Below are 21,330 nucleotides of genomic sequence, written 5' to 3'. Positions count from 1 at the left end.
CATGGCTGGACAGGGCACCTTCGACAAGCTCGCCACCGAGGTCGGGCAGGCACTGCTGCCACTGCGCGACGCGATCGCCTCCCCCCAGGCCTTCGTCGGCCTCCTGCGGGAGCTCGGCTGGGCCGTCGACGAACCCCCGGCCCCGCTGCGCGCGCTCGGTACCAGCGTGGACACGCTGTACGACAGCCTGCGGCGGCTGCTGGGCGACGGCGGGCTCAACGAGGGCGCGCCCGGGGTCCGCGAGGCGGTGCCCGCCAAGCCCGAGGCCACGGCCGCCGACGATGTCTCCGCCGACGAAGCGGCCCGGGTGTTCGCCGCCGTCCAGGGACTCGTGACCGCGATCCGTGACATCGCCGACGCGCCCGATTCGGCCATCCCGCCCGCCCTGCGCGCCGACGGGTTCCGCGAGCAGTTCCCCCGGCAGCTCCTCGACCACCTGGTCATCAGCTACCTCCGGCGCTTCCACCCGTCCGTGGGCTTCGGACTGCGCGCGCTCGGGATCGTCAAGGCGGTCTACGTGCCGCCCACGGGCAGCCGCCCCGCGCACACCCGCATGACGCTCGACGTGACCGACCTCCCCAAGGTCCTCGACGACCCATCGCTCGTGCTGAAGAACGCCTACGGCTGGGGCGAGCCCGGCTTCGACTTCGAGGCGCTGGCCGAACAGTTCGACAACCTCTTCATGGCCCTGGGCTTCGACGTGCGGATCGACACGCTCTCGGAAGGCGCGGAGACAGCCGTCCAGGGACCGCGCCCCCATCCCCTCGACCCGGCGCCCGAGGCGGTCAGTGTGATCGCCGTCGACCAGGCGGTGGGAGAGGAGGGCGACGCGCGGACGCGGGGTTCCGTTCGGCTCGTACGGGTGCCGCCGACGACGGCCGACGGGGCTCCCGGGGTGGCGCTGCTGCCGTCGTTCACCGGGGCGTTGGGGCTGCGGTTCGAGGTCACGCCGGGACTCACCGTCACCGTACGCAGCAGCCTTGACCTCCAGGGCGGTGTGGCGCTCCTTGCCCGTCCCGGGCAGTCCCTCGACATGGTCTTCGGGTTCGAGTCGGACGACGCGCCCGTGCACGCTGCGGGCGCGATCGAGGTGGTCGCCGAGGCGTCGGGCGCCGACAAGGAACCAGTCGTGCTCCTGGGCGAGCCGGGACGCACCCGGCTGACGTTCCGCACGGTCGGCGGCACGGGCGGCGTCCGCGTCGACGGCGACAGCGTCGACTTCTTCGCCGAACTCGACCTCAAGGGCCTGGAGTTCGTCTTCCAGCCCGGCGAGGACGCCGACGGCTTCCTCGCCGCCGTCCTCCCGGACGACGGGTTCAGCATCGGCGCCGACCTCGCGCTCGGCATCTCCCACCGCGACGGTTTCTCCTTCCGCGGCACCTCCAACCTGGACCTCCGGATCCCCGTCGGCCGACGCGTCGGGCCCGTCGAGATCCAGAGCCTCACCATCTCCGCGGTCCCCTCCGGCGGGGCTCTGCCGATCAGCGTCGGCGCGACGTTCAAGGCCGAACTCGGCCCCGTCACCGCCGTGGTGGACCAGGTCGGGCTCACCGCGCTGTTCGAGGGGCGCCCCGGGCAGGACGGAAACCTCGGCCCCCTCGACGTCACGCTGGGCTTCAAGCCACCCCGTGGCGCGGGCCTGTCCATCGACGCGAGCCTCGTGCGCGGGGGCGGCTTCCTCGCCTTCGACCCCACGCGCGGTGAGTACGCGGGCGCGATGGAGCTGGAGTTCGCCGACTTCCTGGCGCTCAAGGCCATCGGCCTGCTCAGCACCCGCATGCCGGACGGCTCGAAGGGCTTCTCGCTGCTGATCGTCCTCACCGCGGACTTCGGCGAGGGCATCCAGCTCGGCTACGGGTTCACCCTGCTCGCGGTCGGTGGCCTCATCGGCCTCGACCGCGGCATGAACCTCCAAGCGCTCGCGGAAGGCATCCGGACGGGCTCCATCGAATCCGTCATGTTCCCCCGCGACGTGATCGCCAACGCGCCGCGCATCCTCTCCGACCTGAACGCGTTCTTCCCGCCCGAGCGGGGCACGTTCCTCATCGGCCCCATGGCCAGGATCGGCTGGGCCACGCCGACGCTGGTGAGCATCTCGCTCGGACTGATCATCGAGATCCCCGGCAACATCGCGGTCCTCGGCACCCTCCGCGCCACCCTGCCGAACCTGAAGCTGCCCCTCCTCGACCTCCGTGTCGACTTCTTCGGCGCGCTGGAACCGGGCAAGAACCGGCTGTGGTTCGAGGCGCGCCTCGTGGACTCGCGCGTCCTGACGATGACCCTCGACGGCGGCATGGGCATCCTGGTGGCATGGGGCGACAACCCCGACCTGGTACTGACGGTCGGCGGCTTCCACCCCTCGTACAAGGCCCCCGCACTGCCCTTCGCCGTACCCGAGCGGGTGTCCCTGGACATCCTGCACCGCAACAAGCAGCTGATCCGGATCTCCGGGTACTTCGCCATCACCAGCAACACCGTGCAGTTCGGTGCGGAGGCCGAACTCCGCCTCGGCTTCGGCGGTTTCGGTATCGAGGGGCACCTCAGTTTCGACGCGCTGTTCCAGTTCAACCCGTTCCGCTTCGCCATCGCCATCAGCGCCGAGGTCTCGCTCAAGGCCTTCGGCGTCGGTGTGTTCGACATCGACCTGCGCTTCCGCCTTGAGGGGCCGGCCCCCTGGCGGGCACACGGGAAGGGATCCATCGGATTCCTGTTCTTCTCCATCTCCGCCGACTTCGACATCACCTGGGGCGAGAGCCTCCTCACCACGCTGCCACCCCTCCTGGTCCTTCCGCTGCTCACAGCCGAACTCCGCAAGACCGAGGGCTGGCAGACCCGGCTGCCCACCGGCAGCGGCAAGCCGCTGGTCAGCCTCCGTCAACTCCCCCCGTCCGACGACCTGGTGCTGCACCCACTGGGCACACTGTCCGTACAGCAACGGGCTCTGCCGCTCAACGTGCGTCTCGACAAGGTCGGGGCGCAGCGGGCGAGCGACGGCAGGCGATTCACCCTCGCGCCCGCGCCGGGCAGCGGTCTCGTGCGGATCTCCGACACCGCCGACAAGTTCGCCATGGCCCAGTACCAGGACATGAGCGACGCCGCGAAACTGTCGAGCCCGGCGTACGAGACCCAGGACACCGGCCTCGAACTGACCGCCGCCACGGGCACCCTGGCCACCGCGCGGGTCGTGCGCCGCAGCGCCCGCTACGAACTGCACATTCTCGACAGCGCGCCCTCCGCGAACCGGGCCAGCGGCACGGCCGTGACGAACGGTCCGGGAACGACAGCGCCCGCGCGGTTCTCCGCCGGGCGCTCCAAGAGGTTCCACAGCGTCAGCCCCGCCGTCTTCGACGGCCTGCTCCAGGGCAGCAGCACCAGCCGGTCGCCCCTGTCCCGGCACGAAGCCCTGTTGCGCCAGCCGTTCGCGACGGCCGAGACCATTCGCGTCGCCGACCAGCGCTTCGTCGTCGCCTACGTACGCAGCAACCTCCCGGCCCTTCCCCCCAGTTCGCCCGGCCGCCGGAGGGCCGGGGCGCCCGCGACGTTCCGCAGCCAGACCACGGCGGCCGACGCGCTCGCCGACTTCGTCGCCGCCGATCCGGCGCTCGACGGGCTTCTGCACGTCATCCCCGCCTCCGAGGCGGCCGCCCCGCCCGCCGTCTCCGGCACCTGGACGGAGGCGGGAACGCTGCCCGTCCCGGCAGCCCAGGTGGACGCGGTGCTGCTGACCACCGGCAAGGCTCTGGTCGCCGGCGGCACCGGTTCGGCAGGTACGGCGCTCGCCACGACCGCGCTGTTCGATCCGACCTCCGGCGTCTGGTCGGCGACCGCCCCGCTGACAGCGGCGCGCCGTCTGCACACCCTCACCCGGCTCTCCGACGGCCGGGTGCTCGCGGGCGGCGGGCGGGGCGTGGACGGGGCGCCCCTGGCCTCGGCCGAGGTGTTCGACCCGGCCGCCGCAGCCTGGTCGGCGTCGGGGCCGTTGGACACGGCCAGGTCCGCGCACTCCGCGACCGTGCTGCCCGGCGGCCGGGTGCTGGTCGCCGGGGGCAGCGGGGCACGGGGCGAGCGGGGCCTCGGCGCGCTCCGCTCCGCCGAGCTGTTCGACCCCGCGAGCCGTACCTGGACCGTCACCGCGCCGATGTGCGACGCCCGTTCGGGCCACCAGGCCGTGCTGCTGCGCGACGGCCGGGTGCTCGTCGTGGGCGGAGCGCTGCCCACCGGCACCGGCGACGCGCCCCTCGCGTACTGCGAGGTGTACGACGTGCCCAGCGGCACCTGGACCCCGACCGGAAGCCTGCACACGGCCCGCAAGGGCCACCAGGCGACCCTGCTGCCCGACGGTCGGGTCCTCGTCACGGGCGGCGAGGCGGTCGTCGCGCCGGACGGCACGTTCAGCCCGCGCGCCCTCGACCTGGTCGAGCTGTACGACCCGGCCACCGGCACCTGGTCGTCCGCCGCCGCCATGCCGGGCGGCCGTGCCCGGCACCGCGCGCTGCTCACCCGTGCCGGGGACGTCCTGGTCATCGGTGGCACCACGGGCCCCGGTTTCACGGCCGGCTTCCCGAACGTGATCGCGTACGACCCGACGGCGGGCTCCTGGACGACGCTCGCCGGGCTCGGCCAGGGCAGGTGGTCCCTCGCCGTGGCCGAACTCGGCGACGACCGCGTCCTCGTGGCGGGCGGCATCGCCGCCGGCGGCGATGCCGCCCCCGGCCCCGAACCACTCCACCTCGCCGCCACGGCCGAGGCCTTGGTCCCTTGACCGCATTCGTGCCGGGCCGGCCACGCGGCCGCCCCGGCGAGGGAGTTCACGCCATGACCACCATCACCGTCCGGGCCACCGGGTCGTGGGCGTCCGCGCCCGACCTGCCCACGGCCGCCACCTGGTACGGGCAGCACGACGGCGCCGTACTCCTCACCGCCAAGAACGCCGTGCTCGTCGCGGGAGGTGCCGACAGCGCCTCCGCCGCCGTCAACCACACCGCCGTGTACGACGCCGTCGCCGGAACCTGGCTCGCCGTCGGCGCCCTCAACACCCCTCGCCGACTGCACACGCTGACCCTGCTCGCCGACGGCAAGGTCCTCGCCACCGGCGGCACCAGCGGCTCGGCGCCGGGTGCGCCCGCGCTCGCGACGACCGAGCTGTACGACCCGGTGACCCGTGCCTGGACCGCCAGTGGCGCGATGGCGGGCCCCCGCGCGGGTCACAGCGCGGCTCTGCTCGCCGACGGCAAGGTGCTCGTCGCCGGGGGCACCACCCTCCGCTCCGCGCAGACCACCAAAGCCCTGCGCACGGCCGAGGTGTACGACCCCGCCACCGGAACCTGGTCCGCCGCGGGCGACATGACCGAAGCCCGCACCGGACACACCGCCGTCCCGCTGACCGGCGGAGCCGTGCTGGTCTGCGGAGGCACGGCGCCGGTCGGCACCGCGGCGGACCCCGCGCTCGCCTTCTGCGAGCTGTACGACACCGCCGCGAGGAAGTGGGCACCGACCGGGAGTCTGCGCGCGGCCCGCAGCCACCATCAGGCCACGCCGCTCTCCGCGACGAAGGTCCTGGTCACCGGCGGCACGGCGCCCGGAGCGCCGGGCGGCGGCCCGTTCGACCCGTTCAGCCAGCGCACCGCCGAGATGTACGACCTGGCCTCGGGGACCTGGCAGCCGGCCGCGGACATGCCGTCCGGGCGGGCGTTGCACCGCGCGCTGCCGTTCGGACCGGGCGCGGTCCTTGTCGTCGGCGGCGCCGCCGACGACAAGGACGAGGCCGGATACCGCAGCGCCGTCCTCTACGACTCCGCCACCGACACCTGGACCCCGGCAGCCGGACTGGCCACGGGGCGCTGGGCCTTCGCCGCCGCTCCGCTGCCCGGCGGGAAGGTCCTCGTGACCGGGGGCACGGCTCGCTCCGGGACGGCCGCCGCCGACCCCGCGGTCCCCGAACTGAGCGTGCGCACCGAGATCTTCGCGGCCGGAGGCGTCTCGTGAGCCCGAACGCCTACTCCTTCCTGCCCTGGCTGCGCGCCGGGATCGCCACCCGGATCACCGGCGACCCGGGCACGGCGGCCCGCGCGGGTCTCCCGGTCCGGCTGCGGATCTCCGGCGAGCCGCTCGCCGGCGGCCCCCTGGTCCAGGACATCGAGCGCACCGTCCAGTTGTACGGGCCGGGCGATGTGACCGGCGTCGACGCCCGCGCCGTCTCGCGTACGGAACCAAGGCCCGGCACCACCAATCATGAGCCGAACCACCTCGCCCACATCGAGTTCTGCGACGAGGACTTCCCTTGGCGCTACAGCCCGGCCCCGCCCGACGACGCCACCAAGCGCCTGACCCCCTGGCTCGCCCTCGTCGTCCTCGCCACCGGGCCCGGACCGGACGGCGCGGCACCGGAGTTCACCGAGATCCCGCAGGGCGGCGGGCCCCTGCCAGTGATCGCCGTACGCGGCCCCGAGGCCACCCTGCCCAGGCCCGACCAGCTCGGCGCCTGGGCGCACGTGCACGTCAACGGTTCGCTGACGGAACCGGTCGCTTCGGACAGCACGGGACCCGCCCTTGCCGCACTCGGCGAGGTCCTGCGCACCAACGCCGACAACGCCTGTTCACGGCTGCTGTGCCCGCGCCGTCTGCGCCCGGACACGGCGTACGAAGCGTTCCTGCTACCGGCGTTCGAGACCGGGCGCCTGGCCGGGCTCGGCCTCGAACCGGCGGGCTCTCCCGGCGCGCTGTACCTGAGCTGGGGCCCGCCCTATCCAGGCCGACCGGCACCGGGGCACCTGCCGTACTACCACCGGTGGGCGTTCACCACAGGCAGCTCCGGCGACTTCGAGTCCCTCGTACGGCTGCTGCGCCCGCAGACGCCCGACGCCCGCGTCGGGCGCAGGGCCATCGATGTCCACCGCTCGCCGGGGCTCGGTCTCCCGGGCATCGACACACCGGCCGCCCTCGGCGGGACACTGCCGCTCGGCGGCGCCCTCAAGGTGCCGCAGCCGCCGGGCACCGAGCCGGACGAGGCGGAGAACTGGGACAACTTCCACGACCGGCCACCGCCCGCGGCGCCCTATCCGCACCCCTTCCAGCAGGCCCTGGCCGCGCTGGTCAACCTGGCCGACGACTACCAGCGCACCGCACCGGCCGAGGCACACGCCGCGCTCGACGCGCCGCCGCCCCTCGCCGCGGACGCCGACCCCGTCCTCACCCCTGAGCTGTACGGCCGGTGGCACGCGCTCACCTCCCGGGTGCTGACCCGCCAGGACGGCACCCCCGTCCCCGCGCCGGAGAACCGGAACTGGGTCCACCGGCTCAACCTCGATCCGCGCTTCCGGGTGGCCGCGCACTTCGGTGCCCAAGTCGTCCAGGCCCGCCAGGAGGAGCTGATGGCCGCCGCCTGGGCCCAGGTCGGCGACGTCCTGGCCGCCAACGCCAGGATCCGCGCGGCGCAACTGGCCCGCGAGGTGGGGCACGTACTGCAGACCAAACACCTCGACCCACCGGAGGGCGACGGGGCGGCGGCGACCGCCGTCTCGTCGGGACGTTCGCTCCGGCTGACCGCGCCCGCGCACGCGCGGGTGACGGCCGCCGTACCGGGGGCCGCCGCGCGCGACGGGCAGGCGGAGAAGGTCGCGATCGGGTTCCACGTGGCGGCCAGCCAGGTCGCGGGCGCGCCGCTCTCCGCGCCGATGCGGCGGCTCACCCGGCCCGGATCCCGGCTGATGCGGACGCTGCCCTTCACCGCGGAGCGGCCGCCCGACGCGCTTGTGCCGCGCATGGACGCCTCGTCCGGTGCGGTCACCGCCGCGGCGCCGAAGACCACCCCGGCGGGTCTCGTCACCGCCGAGCGGCTCGCCGGTGAACTCCACCCAGGACCCCAGCAGGACCCGGTCGACAGTCTGCCGCGCAGCCCCGACTTCACGCTGCGCGAGCTGGGCGACCCGGTGGCACCGCGTCCCGGTGCCACCGACAGCCCCGAGGCGCTGCGCTTCAAGAGCGCGCTGCGCGAGCTGTACCAGGGCTGGTCCGCGGCCACCTCGGTGGGCAGGGCCGGCGCACGCGGACGGCTCGACGTGGCCGTCACCATCAGCTCGGTACTGACCGGTCTCCGCGCGGACACCACGGTGCCCAAGACGCTCCTCGGCTCGGTCGGGCTGCCCGAGCGGCTGCGCCCCTTCGCCGACAACTTCATCGAGGCAATGGCCTACCCGGTGTTCGACCTGCCCACCTACCAGGCGCTCCTCGACCAGTCCGTCGACGCCTTCCTTCCCAACATCGGCCTGCTTCCGCAGAACTCCCTCACGCTGCTCGCCGACAACCGCGAGTTCATCGAGTCCTATCTGGCAGGGCTCAACCACGAGATGGCCCGTGAGCTGCTCTGGCGGGAGTACCCCACCGACCAGCGCGGCACCCCGTTCCGGCAGTTCTGGGACCCGCGCGGCGCGCAGCTCCGCCCGGGCGAGACCCCCGAGCAGCGGCGCGAACGGTGCTACGACATTCCGCCGGTCCACAGCTGGCCGGTCACCGGGCAGCTCGGCCGGAACACCAACCCGCGCCCCGGCGGCGGCCCCCGCAAGGAGGACCTGGTCCTCGTCGTCCGGGGCGAACTGCTCAAGCGGTACCCGACAGCCGCCGTCTACGCGCAGCGTGCCCAGTGGCCGCCCGGTGCGGACGGCCTGCCCGACCTCGGCCAGGAACGGGTGCTCGTGGATCCGCCGGACGAGGACCGCCCGCCGGCCTCCGTCATCCGGCTGCCGCTGTACGAGGCGAAGGTCGAGCCGGACATCACGCTCCTCGGATTCGACCTGGACGCCGACGAGGCGCGCGGCGACCCACCGGCCGACGCGGGCTGGTTCTTCGTCCTCAAGGAGCGCCCGGGCGACCCGAGGTTCGGAGTCGACGACGCGGCACCCACCCCGGTCGAGGTGTGGAACGACCTGTCGTGGACGGACGTGGATCCGCGCGGACGCGGCTTCCTCGAACTCGATCCCCAGGTGTCCGTGGCCCTGACCGGCTTCGACGGCTCGGAGGACGACCAGGAGAAGCGCGACCAGCGCGCGGAGGACGAGAACCTGCCGCTCTGGCACGCGGGACTCAGCTCCGCCGACCTTGCCTACATCCTCTTCCAGGTCCCGGTCCTGGTCGCCGTCCACGCTCAGGAAATGCTGGCATGAAGACTCAGCTCAGTGACGACTTTCCCGTGCTCCTCGGCCCGGTCCGGGTCGAGACCCGCTTCACCGAGGACGAACTCCTGATCCGGGTGTTCCCCGACGAGTGGGCCGTCGACAAGTTCGAACCCCGGCCCACTGCGGCCGAGATCGCCGCCCTCGACGCGTACTGGACCGCGCGCTGGGCCGCCGCGCGCGACCCGGCGGCGCTGCGCGCCGCCGACCTGGAGCTGTCCGCGCGGATCGCCCCCGGACGCGCCGCCTGGCTCCTCGGCCTGCGCGTCCCCGCCAACCTCGCCCAGGAACCGGCCGCTGTCCCCGCCGGCACGACGGTGCTCGTCGTCCTCAGCCCGCAGCCGGTGTCCACGGTCGACGTGCAGCCGACGGTGACCTACTGGACCGCCGTCTGGCGCGGGCACGGCGACCGGCGCGCGCTGCGCCAGGCCGACGCCGCGCTGCTGGCCGCCGTCGGCGCCACTCGCGCCGCCGCCATCCGGGCCCGCCGCCCCTCGGGCATCGAGGCGGCGCCCGTCAGCACCGGCGACGCCGTGCAGGTGGCGTTCCTGGTGCTGCCGCCGCCCGCCGCCGGGACCACCGAAGCCGAGTCCTGGACCCGTGCGGCCCGCGCCCGGCTGCTGCCCGACCGCTTTCAGATCCTCGGCTACGTCGGCGGGACCCAGGTCCTCTCCGCGACCGGAGCTCCCGTACCGGAGACGCTCCCGGTGAGCCCCGACCCCGCCGCCGCCGACCAGCTCTCCGTCGACCCGGTCACCGGGGACCTGCACGTCCCGGACGAGTTGCGCTGGCTGACCGACTTCGACCGCGCGGTCCAGTCGGGCATGGGGCTGCGGGTTCCGCTGGAGGACCGTACGCGCGGCGGGCTCGACCGGCTGCTCGTGTTGGGGCTGCGCGACCGGCCCGACCCGGTCGCGTCCGCGCAGCAGCTCGCCGGCCTGATCACGCAGCAGTTGCGCGGCCCCGACGGCTACGCCCTGCTGCCGCAGGGCACCCCGACGAACAACACCGAGCGGCTGCCCGCGGGACAGAGCGAGGACGCTGAAGCGGAGTCGGCGCTTCGCCCCGCGACCGCACGGCCCGCGGCGCCCGCCGACTGGACCACCAAGACCGACGGCCTGCGCTTCGCCGAGCTCCTCGGACTCCCGCCCTCCGTCCTGGACGGCATGCCGCACGCCGACGGCACCGACCAGCGCGAGGCCCGCGCCGCCAACACCGCACTGTGGCCCGTCACTTGGGGCTCCTACCTCCAGACAGCACTCCACCCGGTACTGGACCGGGAGGCCGTCCGCCGGACCAGGGACTTCTTCCTCCGCTACGTCTCGGGGCGCGGCCCGGTTCCGGCCGTACGGATCGGCAGCCAGCCGTACGGCATTCTGGTCACCACCGCGTTCTCCCGCCTCAAGTGGCCCGACTCGGCCGTTCACCTGCGCGGTCTGGACCGTCTGCTCACGGCGGCCGCGCAGGACTGGCTGGACGCCGCCGCCGAGGTCCCTCATCTCGGCGCCGACACCGACGACCCCCACCAGCGCCTCCTGGACATCCTCGCCCTGCACCCCACCTCAGCCGAGTTCCACCAGCGGTACGCGCAGAGCGTCGAGGACGTCTTCAACCGGGAGAACCTCGGCGGCCGGGGCGCGACCGTCCTGCCCGCACTCGACCGCCTGAACCAGCCCGGGCCGCTGCGCGCGCTCCTGACCAGGCTCGGACACCACAACGGCAGCCCCGCACACGACCCGGACCTGCTGCGCAAGCTGTTCGTCGACTTCCAGCAGCCTCTGCTGGCACCGCTGGTCGACGATCGCCCGCTGTCGGAGACCGACCCGGTGCGCGCCTGTACCACCGACGACCGCAACTACCTTCAGTGGCTCGCCGACAAGGCGGCCCACGACCTCGACGCGGTCCGCCTCGAAATCGGCTTCACCGACGAACGGCCGCCCGCCGCGCTGCTGTACCTGTTGCTGCGGCACGCGGTCCTGCTCGGCTGGGCCGACGCGGCCCGCGATCTCGCCGTCACCGCCGGCGTGGCCACCCCCGACGAACTCGTCGCCGACCCGCCCTTCGTGCACATCCGGATACCGGCATCCGGCCAGTCGCTGCCGAGCGAGAGCCGGTTCCGGCGGCTGTACTCGCCGGAACCCGCCGTGACCGGGAACCCGGACCAGCTCCTGGCCGACTTCGTTCCCGGCGTGATCGGCAAGACGCCCGCCACCGCCGAACTCGCCGAACAGATCAAGGCCCTCGGCATCCTCGCCGACCTGCCCACCGCGCGACTTGAGCGGCTCCTTGCCGAACACCTCGACCTCGCCACCTATCGGCTCGACGCCTGGCGCCTCGGCCTGGCCACCGCGCGCCTCGAGGAACTGCGCTTCGGCACGAACGGCGACACCGAAGCGCACCCCGGCCTGCATCTCGGCGCGTACGGCTGGCTCGAGGACCTCCACCCCCGGACCACCCACCTCACGCCGGTCCAGCCGACCGGCGAGCTCGGCGAGATCTTCCGCGGCTCCACGCCGCTTCTGCACGACCCCGAGAACGCGGGGTTCGTCCACGCGCCCTCCCCCGGCCATGCCAGGACCGCCGCCGTCCTGCGCGCCGGGTACACCGCCAACTCGAGCCCCGCCGACCCCGGTACCTTCGCCGTCAACCTGAGCTCCGCGCGCGTACGGATCGCGCTCGGCCTCCTCGACGGACTGCGCCAGGGCCAGTCCCTGGGCGCGCTGCTCGGCCACCGCCTCGAGCGCGGCCTGCACGACCGGCACGAGGAGGCGGAGGTCGACCGCTTCATCACGGCGCTGCGCGAACGGTTCCCGCTGCGCGCCGGGAAGATTCCGCAGACCGCGCCCGACCCGTCCCAGCAGCCCCCCATCGAGCAGGTCGAGGCCCGCAACGTCGTGGACGGCCTCGCCCTCGTCCGGCACGTGACCCGTACCGAGGTCCCGGACAGCTACCCGTTCGGGCTCGACGACGTGCTGCCGCCCGCCTCCTCGGGCGAGGCCGCGGCGCTCACCAGCGAGGTCCGTGCCCTCCTCGACGTGCACGACGCGCTCGCCGACCTCGCCGTCGCCGAGAGCACCCACCAGGCGCTGGCCGGGAACACCGAGCGCGCCTCGGCGACCCTCGACGCCTACGCCAAGGCGGGCTTCCCGCCCGAGCCCTCCGTGGTCGAGACCCCGCGCGGCGGCACCACCCTCACTCACCGCCTGGGACTGCGGCTGCGCCCTGGACTGCGCCCGGACAGCCGGGCGACCCCCAGGGCGCAGGCCGAACCGGCCCTCGACGACTGGTTGGAGGGACTGCTGCCCGACGCCGACGACGTCGTCGCACACGTCACCTGGACCGACCCGGAGAACGGCCGGCCCGAAAGCCGCGACGTCGCCCTGGACGACCTCGGACTCGCGCCGATCGACCTGCTGTGGACGGTCCGTTCCGCGGGCGCGGAGGCGATGACCGACCTGGAGGACCGGATCATCGGCGCCGTGATCGACCGGGGCCGTCCGCGACCCGATGCCGTACTGACCATCCGCCACACCGAACGGGTCCCCGACAAGATCACCTTCTTCGAACTGTCGTCGCTCATCTCCGCGTTGCGCACCCTGCTGACCAGCGCACGGCCACTGCGCACCAGCGACCTGGTGCCCGCGGCGGGCGCCGCGCCCGTCGACCGCGCCGCCGACGACGCGGTGTCCCTGCCTCGCGCCCGTCCCGCGGCCGTCCGCGCCTCCCTCGCCGAACTCGGCGAAGAGGTTGCCGACTACGTCCACGACCTCGCGCCGCTCTACCCCGCCCCACCCGCGCCGCCGTCCCGAGCCGCAGTGCTCGACGCCATCGACGGATTCCTCAACCGGTACGCCGGACTCGTCACCACCGCGGCCGGGTTCGGGATGGTGCGCAGCGGCTGGGGCGAACTCGCCCAGTGGCGCAGGGGTGCCTACGCCGACGTACTCGCCGCCGTCGCCACCTCAGCGGCCCGGATGACCCGGGCGCTGGCCGAGGCCGACACGCTCCTCGCGCAGTACGACGTATTGCCGCCCGCCACGCCGGACGGCGAACGCTTCCGCATCCTCCAGCGGGCCGAGCGCCTCCTCACCACCACCCCGACCGACCCCCGCCCCGACCGGCCCGCACGGCTGCGCACCCTCGTCGGCAACAGCCGCCGCTCGTTCCACCGTCGCCTCCGCGATCTGGACGAGCAGGCGCACACCGACCGGGACACCCTCAGTGGGCTGCTCGCCCAGGTCTCCGAGTTGCTCCCGCTCACCGACATCGATCCGGCAGGGCTCGACCTGACGGCCGTCGAGGACCGGGCCGTCGCCTTCGGCCGCGAACTGCTCGACCGGGCCCGCGCGCTGGGCGCCGATGTCGCGGCACGGCTTGCCGCGGCCGACGCCGGACTCGCGGAGTACGACCAGGCGGTGACCGGGCCCGACCGGGTCGCCGCGGGCATCGAGACGCTCCGGGCGATGCTCGGGCCCGAGGCCCTGATCGTCCCCGAGTTCACGCCGCCCGCCGCGCTCGTCACCGAACTGCGCAAGGCCCGGGACGACGGCGACCGGCTCGTCCGGCACCTCACCCAGCCGCCGTTCAGCCGGGACTTCCCGCTCGACGACTGGATCCACGGGCTCGCCCGGGTCCGCGACATGCCCCGGCTGTGGGAGCGGACCGTGCTGCTCAGCGGCGCACTGCGGGACGAGGACGCCGACGCCGAGGAGCCCGGACTCGTTCCCCTCCAGCTTCCGTACCGTACGAACGACCGCTGGCTCGGCATGGAGTTCGCCCCCGGCACCGCGCTCACCGAGGACCGGCTGCTGTTCACGGCGCACTACGCGCGCGGCGCCGACGACGACGCGCCCCACTGCGGACTACTGCTCGACGAGTGGACCGAGGTCGTCCCCGCCGAGCGGGAGACCACCGGGATCACCGCCGACATGGACCGGCCCGACTCAGAGCCGCCCCAGGCCATGCTGCTGGTCAGCCCGCCGGTGCGGACCGGGACCTGGGACACCTCCGACCTGGTCGCGGCGCTCCACGAGACACTCGACCTGGCCCGGAGCCGAGCCGTGGAGCCCGCGCACCTCGAAGACAGCGCGTACGCACACCTGCTGCCCGCCACTCTCATGTCGGCGACCACGCAACCCATCACCATCAGCACCGATCTCGCGACCGCCAACGCGCGCTGGAAGGCCGATCATGACTGAGCCACGCATCGCGGACCTCGCCGGCGCGCTGAGGGACCGTACGCACCCCGCCGTAGGGGTCTGGAACCGGCTAGAAGGGCGGCCTCGCACCACCGACTTCGCGCGTGCGCTGCGCGCCGAAGTACGCGACGCGCTGTGGATGCTGACCCGGCAGTGGCAGCTCGGCGAGTTCCGGGGCGACGACGCGGGCTCGCCCGTGACCGCCAGGTACGCCGTCACCACCAGCACGCCCAGCCGGTTCCGCCCGGCGGGCCGGCCGCCCGAACCACTGCCCGGGGACCGGCCGCTGGAGACGGTCGCCGAACGCCGCCCGCTGCCCTTCGCCTTCGGCGCCGAACGCATCTCCTACGACCTCCGGCTCGCCCTCGGCCGCCGCTGGCTGAAGCTGGTCACCGGCACTTCCGTCTTCCGTGCGCACCAGGTCCCCCGGCAGTACATCGAGCGCTACCCGGTCCCGCTTCCCGACCCGGCCGACGAGGCCGACACCGGGACAGTCGCGCACCCTGAGGTGTGGGCCACCCTGCAGGCGCTCGCGGGGCGCCGCATGGACGGCCATCTCCTCTACCGGCATCTCAAGGACGGCGGACGCGCTTCCGAAGGCATCGACCTCCCCCGCCCGCACCGCGCGTCCCTCGACGCCCTCGGCCCGCGCCTCACCGCCTGGTTCGACGCGCTGATCGACCAGCCCGACGAGGCGCACACCACTTGGCAGCCGCGCGCCCTGGAGCACTCCTTCGCCGTCTCCGCCGCCGCGCCGGAGGGCGGCGAACGGGTCCTCGAGGCGGCCGAGTACCCCGGCGGCGGGCTCGACTGGTACGCCTTCTCCGCCACCCCCGGGGGCTCGCTCGGCGGCGCGGACCCTCAGCCGACCCCTACCCCGCGCACCGTCTTCCCCGCGCCGGTCCGGTTCTCCGGCATGCCGCTGCCGCGCTGGTGGGCGCTGGAGGACGGACGGACCAACTTCGCCGCCGTCAACCCGGACAGCACCGACCTGGCCCGGCTGATTTTCCTCGAGTTCGCCCTGGTCTTCAGCAACGACTGGTTCCAGCTGCCCTGCGACGTGCCCGCCGGGACGCTGGCCACGGTCGAGGGTCTGGCGGTGACGGACGTCTTCGGGGAGCGCCGGTGGATCACCCCGGCCGGCGTCGGCGAACGCCAGGACTGGCAGCAGTGGTCGATGTTCACCCTCGGCGCCGACGGTGGGACGGGGCTGCTCCTCCCGCCCGGCACGCCGAAGACCGCCACCGGACCCGCCCTTGAGGACGTGGCGCTCGTACGCGACGAGAACGCCAACCTCGTCTGGGGCATCGAGCAGACCGTCCAACTGGCCGACAGCGCGGGCCGCAACGCCGACGAGGCCGCCGCCGAGACGCTCGCCCACCGGCTGCGACTGCACCCTCCCGAGCCGCCGGACGATCCGCGCGCACCCCTCGCGTACCGGATCTCCGGCTCGGTCCCGGAGAACTGGATTCCCTTCATCCCGGTCCATGTGCCGGGCGACAGCCGCAGCGTCCAGCTCCAGCGCGCCGCCATGCCCAGCGCCGCCGACGGCACCGCGATCCGGCCGCGTACCACCCTGCTGCGTGAAGGGCTTGACGCGGGACGGCCCTACTTCGTGAACGAGGAGGAGGTCCCGCGCACCGGCACCCGTGTCACCGTCTCCTTCCACCGCGCCCGGTGGCGGGACGGGCGGGTCATCGTCTGGCTCGCCGCGCAGCGCGCCACCGGCCACGGCGAACGCTCCAGCGGCCTCGGCTTCGACCTGCTGACCACGGACTCCTCAGTTGAGCGATCTCATTCTGAAACGATCAGTCAGCCCTCCAGCTCGTAGGCGCAGGCGAGCAGCGTGCCCTCCTCGCCCTCGGCCGGGCTGGGGCAACGGACGTGCTCGTGGGTGCGAGCAGGGGTGGCGGGCACCCGCCCTAGGCGCTGAACACGGCGTTGCGACGCAGCTGTTCTGCGCACCACCGGAAGTGCCCGTCGCTGTCGTCCAGGCCGAAGAGGTCGTAGGTGGTGAGGGCGTATGCGGCCTGGTAGGCGGTGAGGGTCGCGGGCGCGTACCCGAGTTCGTGGGCGAAGAGCATGGTCAGTTCCGCTGTGTGCTCCTCGGCGTGGGGGCCGTACATGTCCCAGACGGCAGCGGTGACGGCGGCCTCGAAGGCCGGGTCGCCCGCGGTCGTGTAGAAGCCGAAGTCGAGCACCGCGACGGGCCTGCCTGCCGCGTCGATGTGGATGTTGGGCGGGACGAGGTCGCCGTGGATCGCTGTCACCGGGGCGTCGGGGAGTGCGCGCAGTGCCTTGCGTGTGCGTGCGACTCCCGCGTCGAAGTCCGGCACGTGGGCGGCCAGGGCGTCACCGTGCCGGGCCGCGGCCCGGGTGACCAGGGCCGCGAGGGCGTCGCGGAAGCTGTCGTGATCCCGCCACAGCGGGCGGTCGTCGCCCTGGACAGTCAACTGGCGCATGGAGTCGGTGCCGGGCACGGAGGCCAGGCCACGCAGTACGGCAAGCAGCGCGTCGCTCTGCTGGGTGGGCAGTTCGCGCTCGTAGTCCGCGTGTGCGGAGTCGACCCGCATCGAGGCTCCGGGCAGTTCGCGCTCGTACGTCACCAGGACGCCCTCGTGGTTCTCGACGTCGAAGATCTCCGGGGTGGAGAACGGCAGCGGGTGCCGCGCGATGTCCGCGTACACCTGGCGGGTGAGGTCGAAGCCGGCTGGCGGCCGACCGCTCCAGACCTTGGCGGCCAGACCCTCCCTCAGCCTGTAGACGACGCCTTCGACACCGGCGCCGAGGCGGCGGACCCCCGTGTGCCCGCGGTCGGCGAAGTGCGCGAGCCATGGGTCGGAGAGCGGGGCTTCCGCGCTCGGGCTGTTCTCCATCCTCGTATTAGACCAGCAGCCGTACCGACCTCTCGGGGTTGTCCCGCAATTCCGCCGATCTTGGCTCCAGCTGTGGACTGGAGGGGAAGTTCAGGCGTCACTGGGACCGGGGATCCAACCGGTGCGCTGGGCCCATGCGTCAGCGCGTCGGATGGTGTCCCACACGAAGGCATCTTTCGCTTGGACGTACCCGGGCCGGTCGTTACGGAACTGGGCCGCGCAGCGCCGTTTGGCTGCTGCGTACTCGGTCGCGGCAGACGTGTGGCAACGGAGGTAGTCGCGAAACAGGAGGGGGAACTGCTGGGAGAAGGTGCCCAGCTGTCGCACGTGCACGTGTGTGCGGTGCTGACCTGGCGGTTCCCGGAAGTACCGCTTGGTCCGTTCGGGGTTGTCCGCCCGGTACACGAAGCCCATGCCGGTGAGCGGGCCCAGGAACGCGTCCGTCGGCTCCAGCGAGGTCACTGAGATCTGGATGTCGATCACCGGCTTGGCTGCCAGCCCTGGCACCGAGGTGGACCCTATGTGGTCGATACGAACCGCGGCGTCATCGAGGGCTGCACGGAGGCCCACGCCCCACTTGGCGAACATGGTTGGCCAAGCGGGGTCGTAACGCATGATCTCGACTGGCTCTCCCATACCGAGGAGTGTTCCACGGCTTGTTGCAGCCGTGACCTGGGAGCCGAACCTGACTATGCGCCAGCTCGCCCCGCTCTTCGAGGTGTCCAAGTCGGCGGCGGACCGCGTCATCGACCACCTCGGGCCGATGCTCGCGCTCCACCCCCGCGAGCGGTACGCCAAGGACACCGTGCCCATCGTGGACGGCACCCTGGTCCCGGCCCGGGACCACGCGGTGGTCGGAGCAGTCCAAGAACTACCGGGACTCGACCGACCACCAGGTCGTGATCGACGCCGACACCCGCCTGGTCGTCGTGGTGGGCCAGCCCCTGCCCGGCAACCGCAACGACTGCAAGGCATGGGAGGAATCCGGCGCCAAAGCCGCCATGGGCAGAACACTCGCGATCGCCGGACAGACGAGCGGCCCGCAAGACGGCCGACGGCTCCCTGGGAAGCTCAGCGTTCACTTACGGGACAGCCCTAAGGTGCTCAGGTCCCTGGAATTCGCGAGTGTCGCGGGATTCGACCGGGCTGGGTGCCGCCGACGCCGCACCTGTTGGGATCATGAACCTATGAAGATCATTCTGCGCCGCGTCTGCGCGGTCATTGTTCTGCTCTCGGGTGCGTCCCTGGGCTTTTGGACCGTAGCCGGGTCTCCCCAGGAGTGGACGGGCGGGATGTGGTGGGTCCGTTTCGTGCTGGGCATGAGCGGGCTGGGACTGGTAGTCGCCAGCGCGCGGTTGATGTTCCCGGATGATCGCGGAAGGGGCCGGGACGACGACCGCGACCCGACAGCGGCGTCGTCCACGATGGCCGGGCCGGTGGACGACCTCTTCCAATGACGCGGGCAGACCTTCGATGCCTGTCGGCTCCTGGTCCACCCGGACGGCGTGCCCGTGGAGCCGGCATCGGCGGCCGGCGTCGCCGGGGTCCTGGACCAGCACGACCGCGGCCTGCTCGCCCCGGGCCGGCCGTCGTCATCCTCACCGGCGCCCCGGCCGACGGCCCGCTTCTGGGTACGGGGCGGCGAGAAGATGAGTGCGCCTACTCACGCCCGGGCAGCCACCGACGGCCGACGATGAAGATCCACATTGTCGAGCCCGGGAGACCGAACATGCTCAGCCGCCTCGCCGACGTCCTGGCGCCCGCCGTCGGCCGCCTCACGATCACCGCCGACGCGGGCGCCGAACTCGCCCCCGGCAGTATCGTCGCCGCCAATCACACCTCACTGGCCGACCCTCTCCTCGTACTCGCCGCACTCCACCGCCTCGGGGCCCGGCCGGTCGTCATGGCGGCAGCCGGGCTGTGGCGCGTCCCCGTGCTCGGCCACGCGCTCGCCCGCGGGGGCCACATCCCCGTCCACCGCCGGGACCGACGCGCGGCGAACGCCCTGGCCGACGCCGCCGAGGCCCTTCAGCGAGGCCACCTGGTGTTGATCTACGCCGAAGGTGGCCTCCCCCATCGCTTGGACGCCGCGGAAGCAGCACCCGGCACCTTCCGCAGCGGCTTGGCCCGGCTCGCGCGGCGAACGGGGGCTCCGGTGGTGCCCGTGGGGCAGGCCGGCGCTCGCCGGATCACATCGGGCAGCGTGTCCAAGCAGCTCACAGGCCTGCTCACGGCGCCTTTGCGCCGACCCGGGCTCCACGTACACGTCGGGCGTGCGCTCCAGCTGACCGGGCACGGCACCGCGCCGACGGAACAAGCTCACGCGGCGGTGACATCTGCCTGGCGCACGGCGGCCGCGCAGTTGGGGGAACGAGCGGCGCTCGCCGCGTGACGGACCAGAGGCTGAGCGGGTACGGCGCGTCGATCCACGCGAGGCGCTCGGCTGCGACACACTCGTCCACACGCTGCGCCGCCGGGGCGCCCTACGATGTGCGGTGCTGCTCGATCAGGGTGCGGGCCATCGCCTGAGCCCGGCGGGCCGCCTCGGCGTCGCCCTCCGCCGCCGAGATGATCGAGCCTTTCATCAGGATGTGCCACGAGCGGGCGAAGGAGTCCGTGTCACGCAGTCCCGCCTCCTCCGCCATGGAACGCACGATGGCCCGGATGTTCTCCAGGTACTGGATGCTCGCCCGCCCCAGCGGGTGGCTCCAGCGCATTTCCAGGAGAACGTTGATGAACGAGCAGGCGTCGAAGTCGTCTCGGCGGAACCACTCGTCGAACACGTCGAAGACGGCGAGCAGCCGCTCCTCCGGGGTGCGGCCGCGGTCACGGGCCCCGGCCTCGACGGTCCCGAGGGTCCATCGCTGCTCCCGGCAGGCGAGGAAGGCGAGCACCAGCGCGTCCTTTGACGGAAAGTGCCGATAGAGCGTGGCCTTCGCCACCCCGGAGCGGGCCACGACCTCTTCCACTCCGACATCACGGATGCCGCGCTGCGAGAAGAGCTCATAAGCCGCGTTCAAGATCCGCTCACGGGGCGGGAGTTCTGCCTGCATCGTCTGTCCAGAATAGGGCTGTACGGCGACACTCGCCGCTGCCAACGTGAAGCATGCGGTAAGAGACAGACCGGTCTTACTCCCTTCAGTCCAGTCTCGCTCACGCGCACACTGCCGAGAACTGTCGACTCGGACAAGGACGTTGTCACAGAGCCGCCAGTGGTGGCTCTGCCGCGTGGTCTGCAGTTGCCGCCGGAAGATCTCCCGGCGGCAACCGTGAGCGTCAGGAGCAGTAAGTGGTTCCTGATGCGGGAGGCCCTCCCTGTGCGGAATGCGCGGGATTACAGCCCGCACAGGGAGGACAAGGCCTTGCGGTACGTCGTGAGTCGAAGGCCGTGCACCCCCTCAGCCAGACCGTAGGTCGGCCCGGTGTGCCAGACAAGGCGCGGCGAAGACAGCATGGGGCTCACTTGGATGTGCCGAGGGTAACGATCACTCCGCCGAGCTGGATTTCTTACGCTGATTGGCGTTGAAGCGCGCCTTCTTCTGACGATTTCCGCACGTGTTCATGTCGCACCATTTACGGGTGCGACTTTGGCTGGTGTCGAAGAAGGCGGCTTGGCAGGTCGGTGAGGCGCACAGGGCCAGTTTTCCGTCTCGTTCGCCTGCGATGATGCTGATCGCGTCGGCGGCGATCACGCCGAGGGCGTCTTCCACGCAGGAAGCCGAGCCAAGCCGCCATCGCCGCGCCCCCTCGGGCGTCAGGATCGCCGCGGCCCGCCCCTGAGCGCTGCGGTCATTGATGACTTCGACGGCAGACGCGGGGAGAGCTTCCTGGAGCGCGGCCGCTGTCGCGGCGGTGTGGATCGACTCCCTCAGTTCCCGAGCGAGGTCGAGTTGGGCGGTGGTGCAGGAGTCCACGGCGAGGCCGTTCACTGCCAGCCAGTCGACGAGTCGATGCGGCGCGGGAATGCGCTCCACGGGGTTGCCATGACGCTCCGACAGGGTCCCCGTGAAGCTGGTCGCCAGCACGGTACCGAGGCGGAAGTCAGGGAAGCCAGCACTCATGGAACCACCTTAGCCGGTTGCAGCGTGA

At 72.7% G+C, this 21,330-nt stretch carries 10 protein-coding genes and 1 pseudogene; 7 read left to right on the top strand and 4 right to left on the bottom strand.

The annotated features are described in order from the left end of the window. Nucleotide 1 precedes the first annotated feature (1 nt). The 5 genes from ACZ6BG_RS22165 to ACZ6BG_RS22145 are packed head-to-tail and all read left to right on the top strand — an operon-like array spanning nt 2 to nt 16,196. Nucleotides 2–4,762: a DUF6603 domain-containing protein gene (locus ACZ6BG_RS22165; protein WP_469003954.1), complete on the top strand. Its 4,761-nt coding sequence runs from the start codon at nt 2–4 to the stop codon at nt 4,760–4,762. 53 nt (nt 4,763–4,815) lie between these two features. Beyond that, a complete protein-coding gene (locus ACZ6BG_RS22160) occupies nt 4,816–5,985 on the top strand; it encodes a Kelch repeat-containing protein (protein ID WP_469003952.1) in 1,170 nt (389 codons plus the stop codon). Continuing rightward, complete coding sequence (locus tag ACZ6BG_RS22155; protein ID WP_469003949.1) at nt 5,982–9,158, top strand: DNA polymerase III subunit gamma/tau domain-containing protein; 3,177 nt, start codon at nt 5,982–5,984, stop codon at nt 9,156–9,158. The genes ACZ6BG_RS22160 and ACZ6BG_RS22155 overlap by 4 nt, the downstream gene beginning before the upstream one ends. Then, nucleotides 9,155–14,365, top strand: coding sequence for a hypothetical protein (locus ACZ6BG_RS22150; RefSeq protein WP_469003947.1), 5,211 nt, complete (start codon nt 9,155–9,157; stop codon nt 14,363–14,365). Before ACZ6BG_RS22155 ends, ACZ6BG_RS22150 begins: the two co-directional genes overlap by 4 nt. After that, entirely contained in the window at nt 14,358–16,196 is a 1,839-nt protein-coding gene (locus ACZ6BG_RS22145) for a hypothetical protein (RefSeq protein WP_469003945.1), read from the top strand. Before ACZ6BG_RS22150 ends, ACZ6BG_RS22145 begins: the two co-directional genes overlap by 8 nt. A gap of 91 nt (nt 16,197–16,287) precedes the next feature. On the opposite strand, the gene ACZ6BG_RS22140 is transcribed toward ACZ6BG_RS22145, so the two are convergent. Both ACZ6BG_RS22140 and ACZ6BG_RS22135 read right to left on the bottom strand, forming a co-directional pair. Continuing rightward, nucleotides 16,288–17,241 (bottom strand): phosphotransferase family protein, encoded by a 954-nt coding sequence (locus ACZ6BG_RS22140; protein WP_469003943.1) that lies wholly within the window; start codon nt 17,239–17,241, stop codon nt 16,288–16,290. A gap of 90 nt (nt 17,242–17,331) precedes the next feature. Beyond that, nucleotides 17,332–17,877 carry a GrpB family protein gene (locus ACZ6BG_RS22135; RefSeq protein WP_469003941.1) on the bottom strand — a complete coding sequence of 182 codons (546 nt, stop codon included), beginning with the start codon at nt 17,875–17,877 and terminating at the stop codon, nt 17,332–17,334. 37 nt (nt 17,878–17,914) lie between these two features. On the opposite strand from ACZ6BG_RS22135, the pseudogene ACZ6BG_RS22130 reads away from it, so the two are divergent. Next, nucleotides 17,915–18,266, top strand: a pseudogene (locus ACZ6BG_RS22130) (IS5/IS1182 family transposase); the annotation flags it as partial. A 704-nt stretch (nt 18,267–18,970) separates the two neighbouring features. Then, nucleotides 18,971–19,633, top strand: a complete 663-nt coding sequence (locus ACZ6BG_RS22125; protein ID WP_469003939.1) for a lysophospholipid acyltransferase family protein — start codon at nt 18,971–18,973, stop codon at nt 19,631–19,633. A gap of 91 nt (nt 19,634–19,724) precedes the next feature. On the opposite strand, the gene ACZ6BG_RS22120 is transcribed toward ACZ6BG_RS22125, so the two are convergent. Together ACZ6BG_RS22120 and ACZ6BG_RS22115 are read right to left on the bottom strand one after the other, a co-directional pair. Continuing rightward, nucleotides 19,725–20,294, bottom strand: coding sequence for a TetR/AcrR family transcriptional regulator (locus tag ACZ6BG_RS22120; RefSeq protein WP_469003935.1), 570 nt, complete (start codon nt 20,292–20,294; stop codon nt 19,725–19,727). Nucleotides 20,295–20,726: 432 nt separating this feature from the next. Further along, nucleotides 20,727–21,302, bottom strand: a complete 576-nt coding sequence (locus ACZ6BG_RS22115; protein ID WP_469003930.1) for a CGNR zinc finger domain-containing protein — start codon at nt 21,300–21,302, stop codon at nt 20,727–20,729. Between the last annotated feature and the right edge of the window lie 28 nt (nt 21,303–21,330).

The sequence above is a fragment of the Streptomyces sp. NPDC041205 genome, from assembly GCF_055591765.1.
Note: the sequence above shows the minus strand (reverse complement) of the source record. Positions and strands in the feature narration are given on the sequence as shown.

What these genes read in the sequence shown, in the direction of transcription:
- ACZ6BG_RS22150 (WP_469003947.1), top strand. Translation starts at nt 9,155, where the DNA reads ATGAAGACTCAGCTCAGTGACGACTTTCCCGTGCTCCTCGGCCCGGTC.
- ACZ6BG_RS22140 (WP_469003943.1), bottom strand. Translation starts at nt 17,241, where the DNA reads ATGGAGAACAGCCCGAGCGCGGAAGCCCCGCTCTCCGACCCATGGCTC.
- ACZ6BG_RS22115 (WP_469003930.1), bottom strand. Translation starts at nt 21,302, where the DNA reads ATGAGTGCTGGCTTCCCTGACTTCCGCCTCGGTACCGTGCTGGCGACC.
- ACZ6BG_RS22165 (WP_469003954.1), top strand. Translation starts at nt 2, where the DNA reads ATGGCTGGACAGGGCACCTTCGACAAGCTCGCCACCGAGGTCGGGCAG.
- ACZ6BG_RS22145 (WP_469003945.1), top strand. Translation starts at nt 14,358, where the DNA reads ATGACTGAGCCACGCATCGCGGACCTCGCCGGCGCGCTGAGGGACCGT.
- ACZ6BG_RS22120 (WP_469003935.1), bottom strand. Translation starts at nt 20,294, where the DNA reads ATGCAGGCAGAACTCCCGCCCCGTGAGCGGATCTTGAACGCGGCTTAT.
- ACZ6BG_RS22125 (WP_469003939.1), top strand. Translation starts at nt 18,971, where the DNA reads ATGCTCAGCCGCCTCGCCGACGTCCTGGCGCCCGCCGTCGGCCGCCTC.
- ACZ6BG_RS22160 (WP_469003952.1), top strand. Translation starts at nt 4,816, where the DNA reads ATGACCACCATCACCGTCCGGGCCACCGGGTCGTGGGCGTCCGCGCCC.
- ACZ6BG_RS22135 (WP_469003941.1), bottom strand. Translation starts at nt 17,877, where the DNA reads ATGGGAGAGCCAGTCGAGATCATGCGTTACGACCCCGCTTGGCCAACC.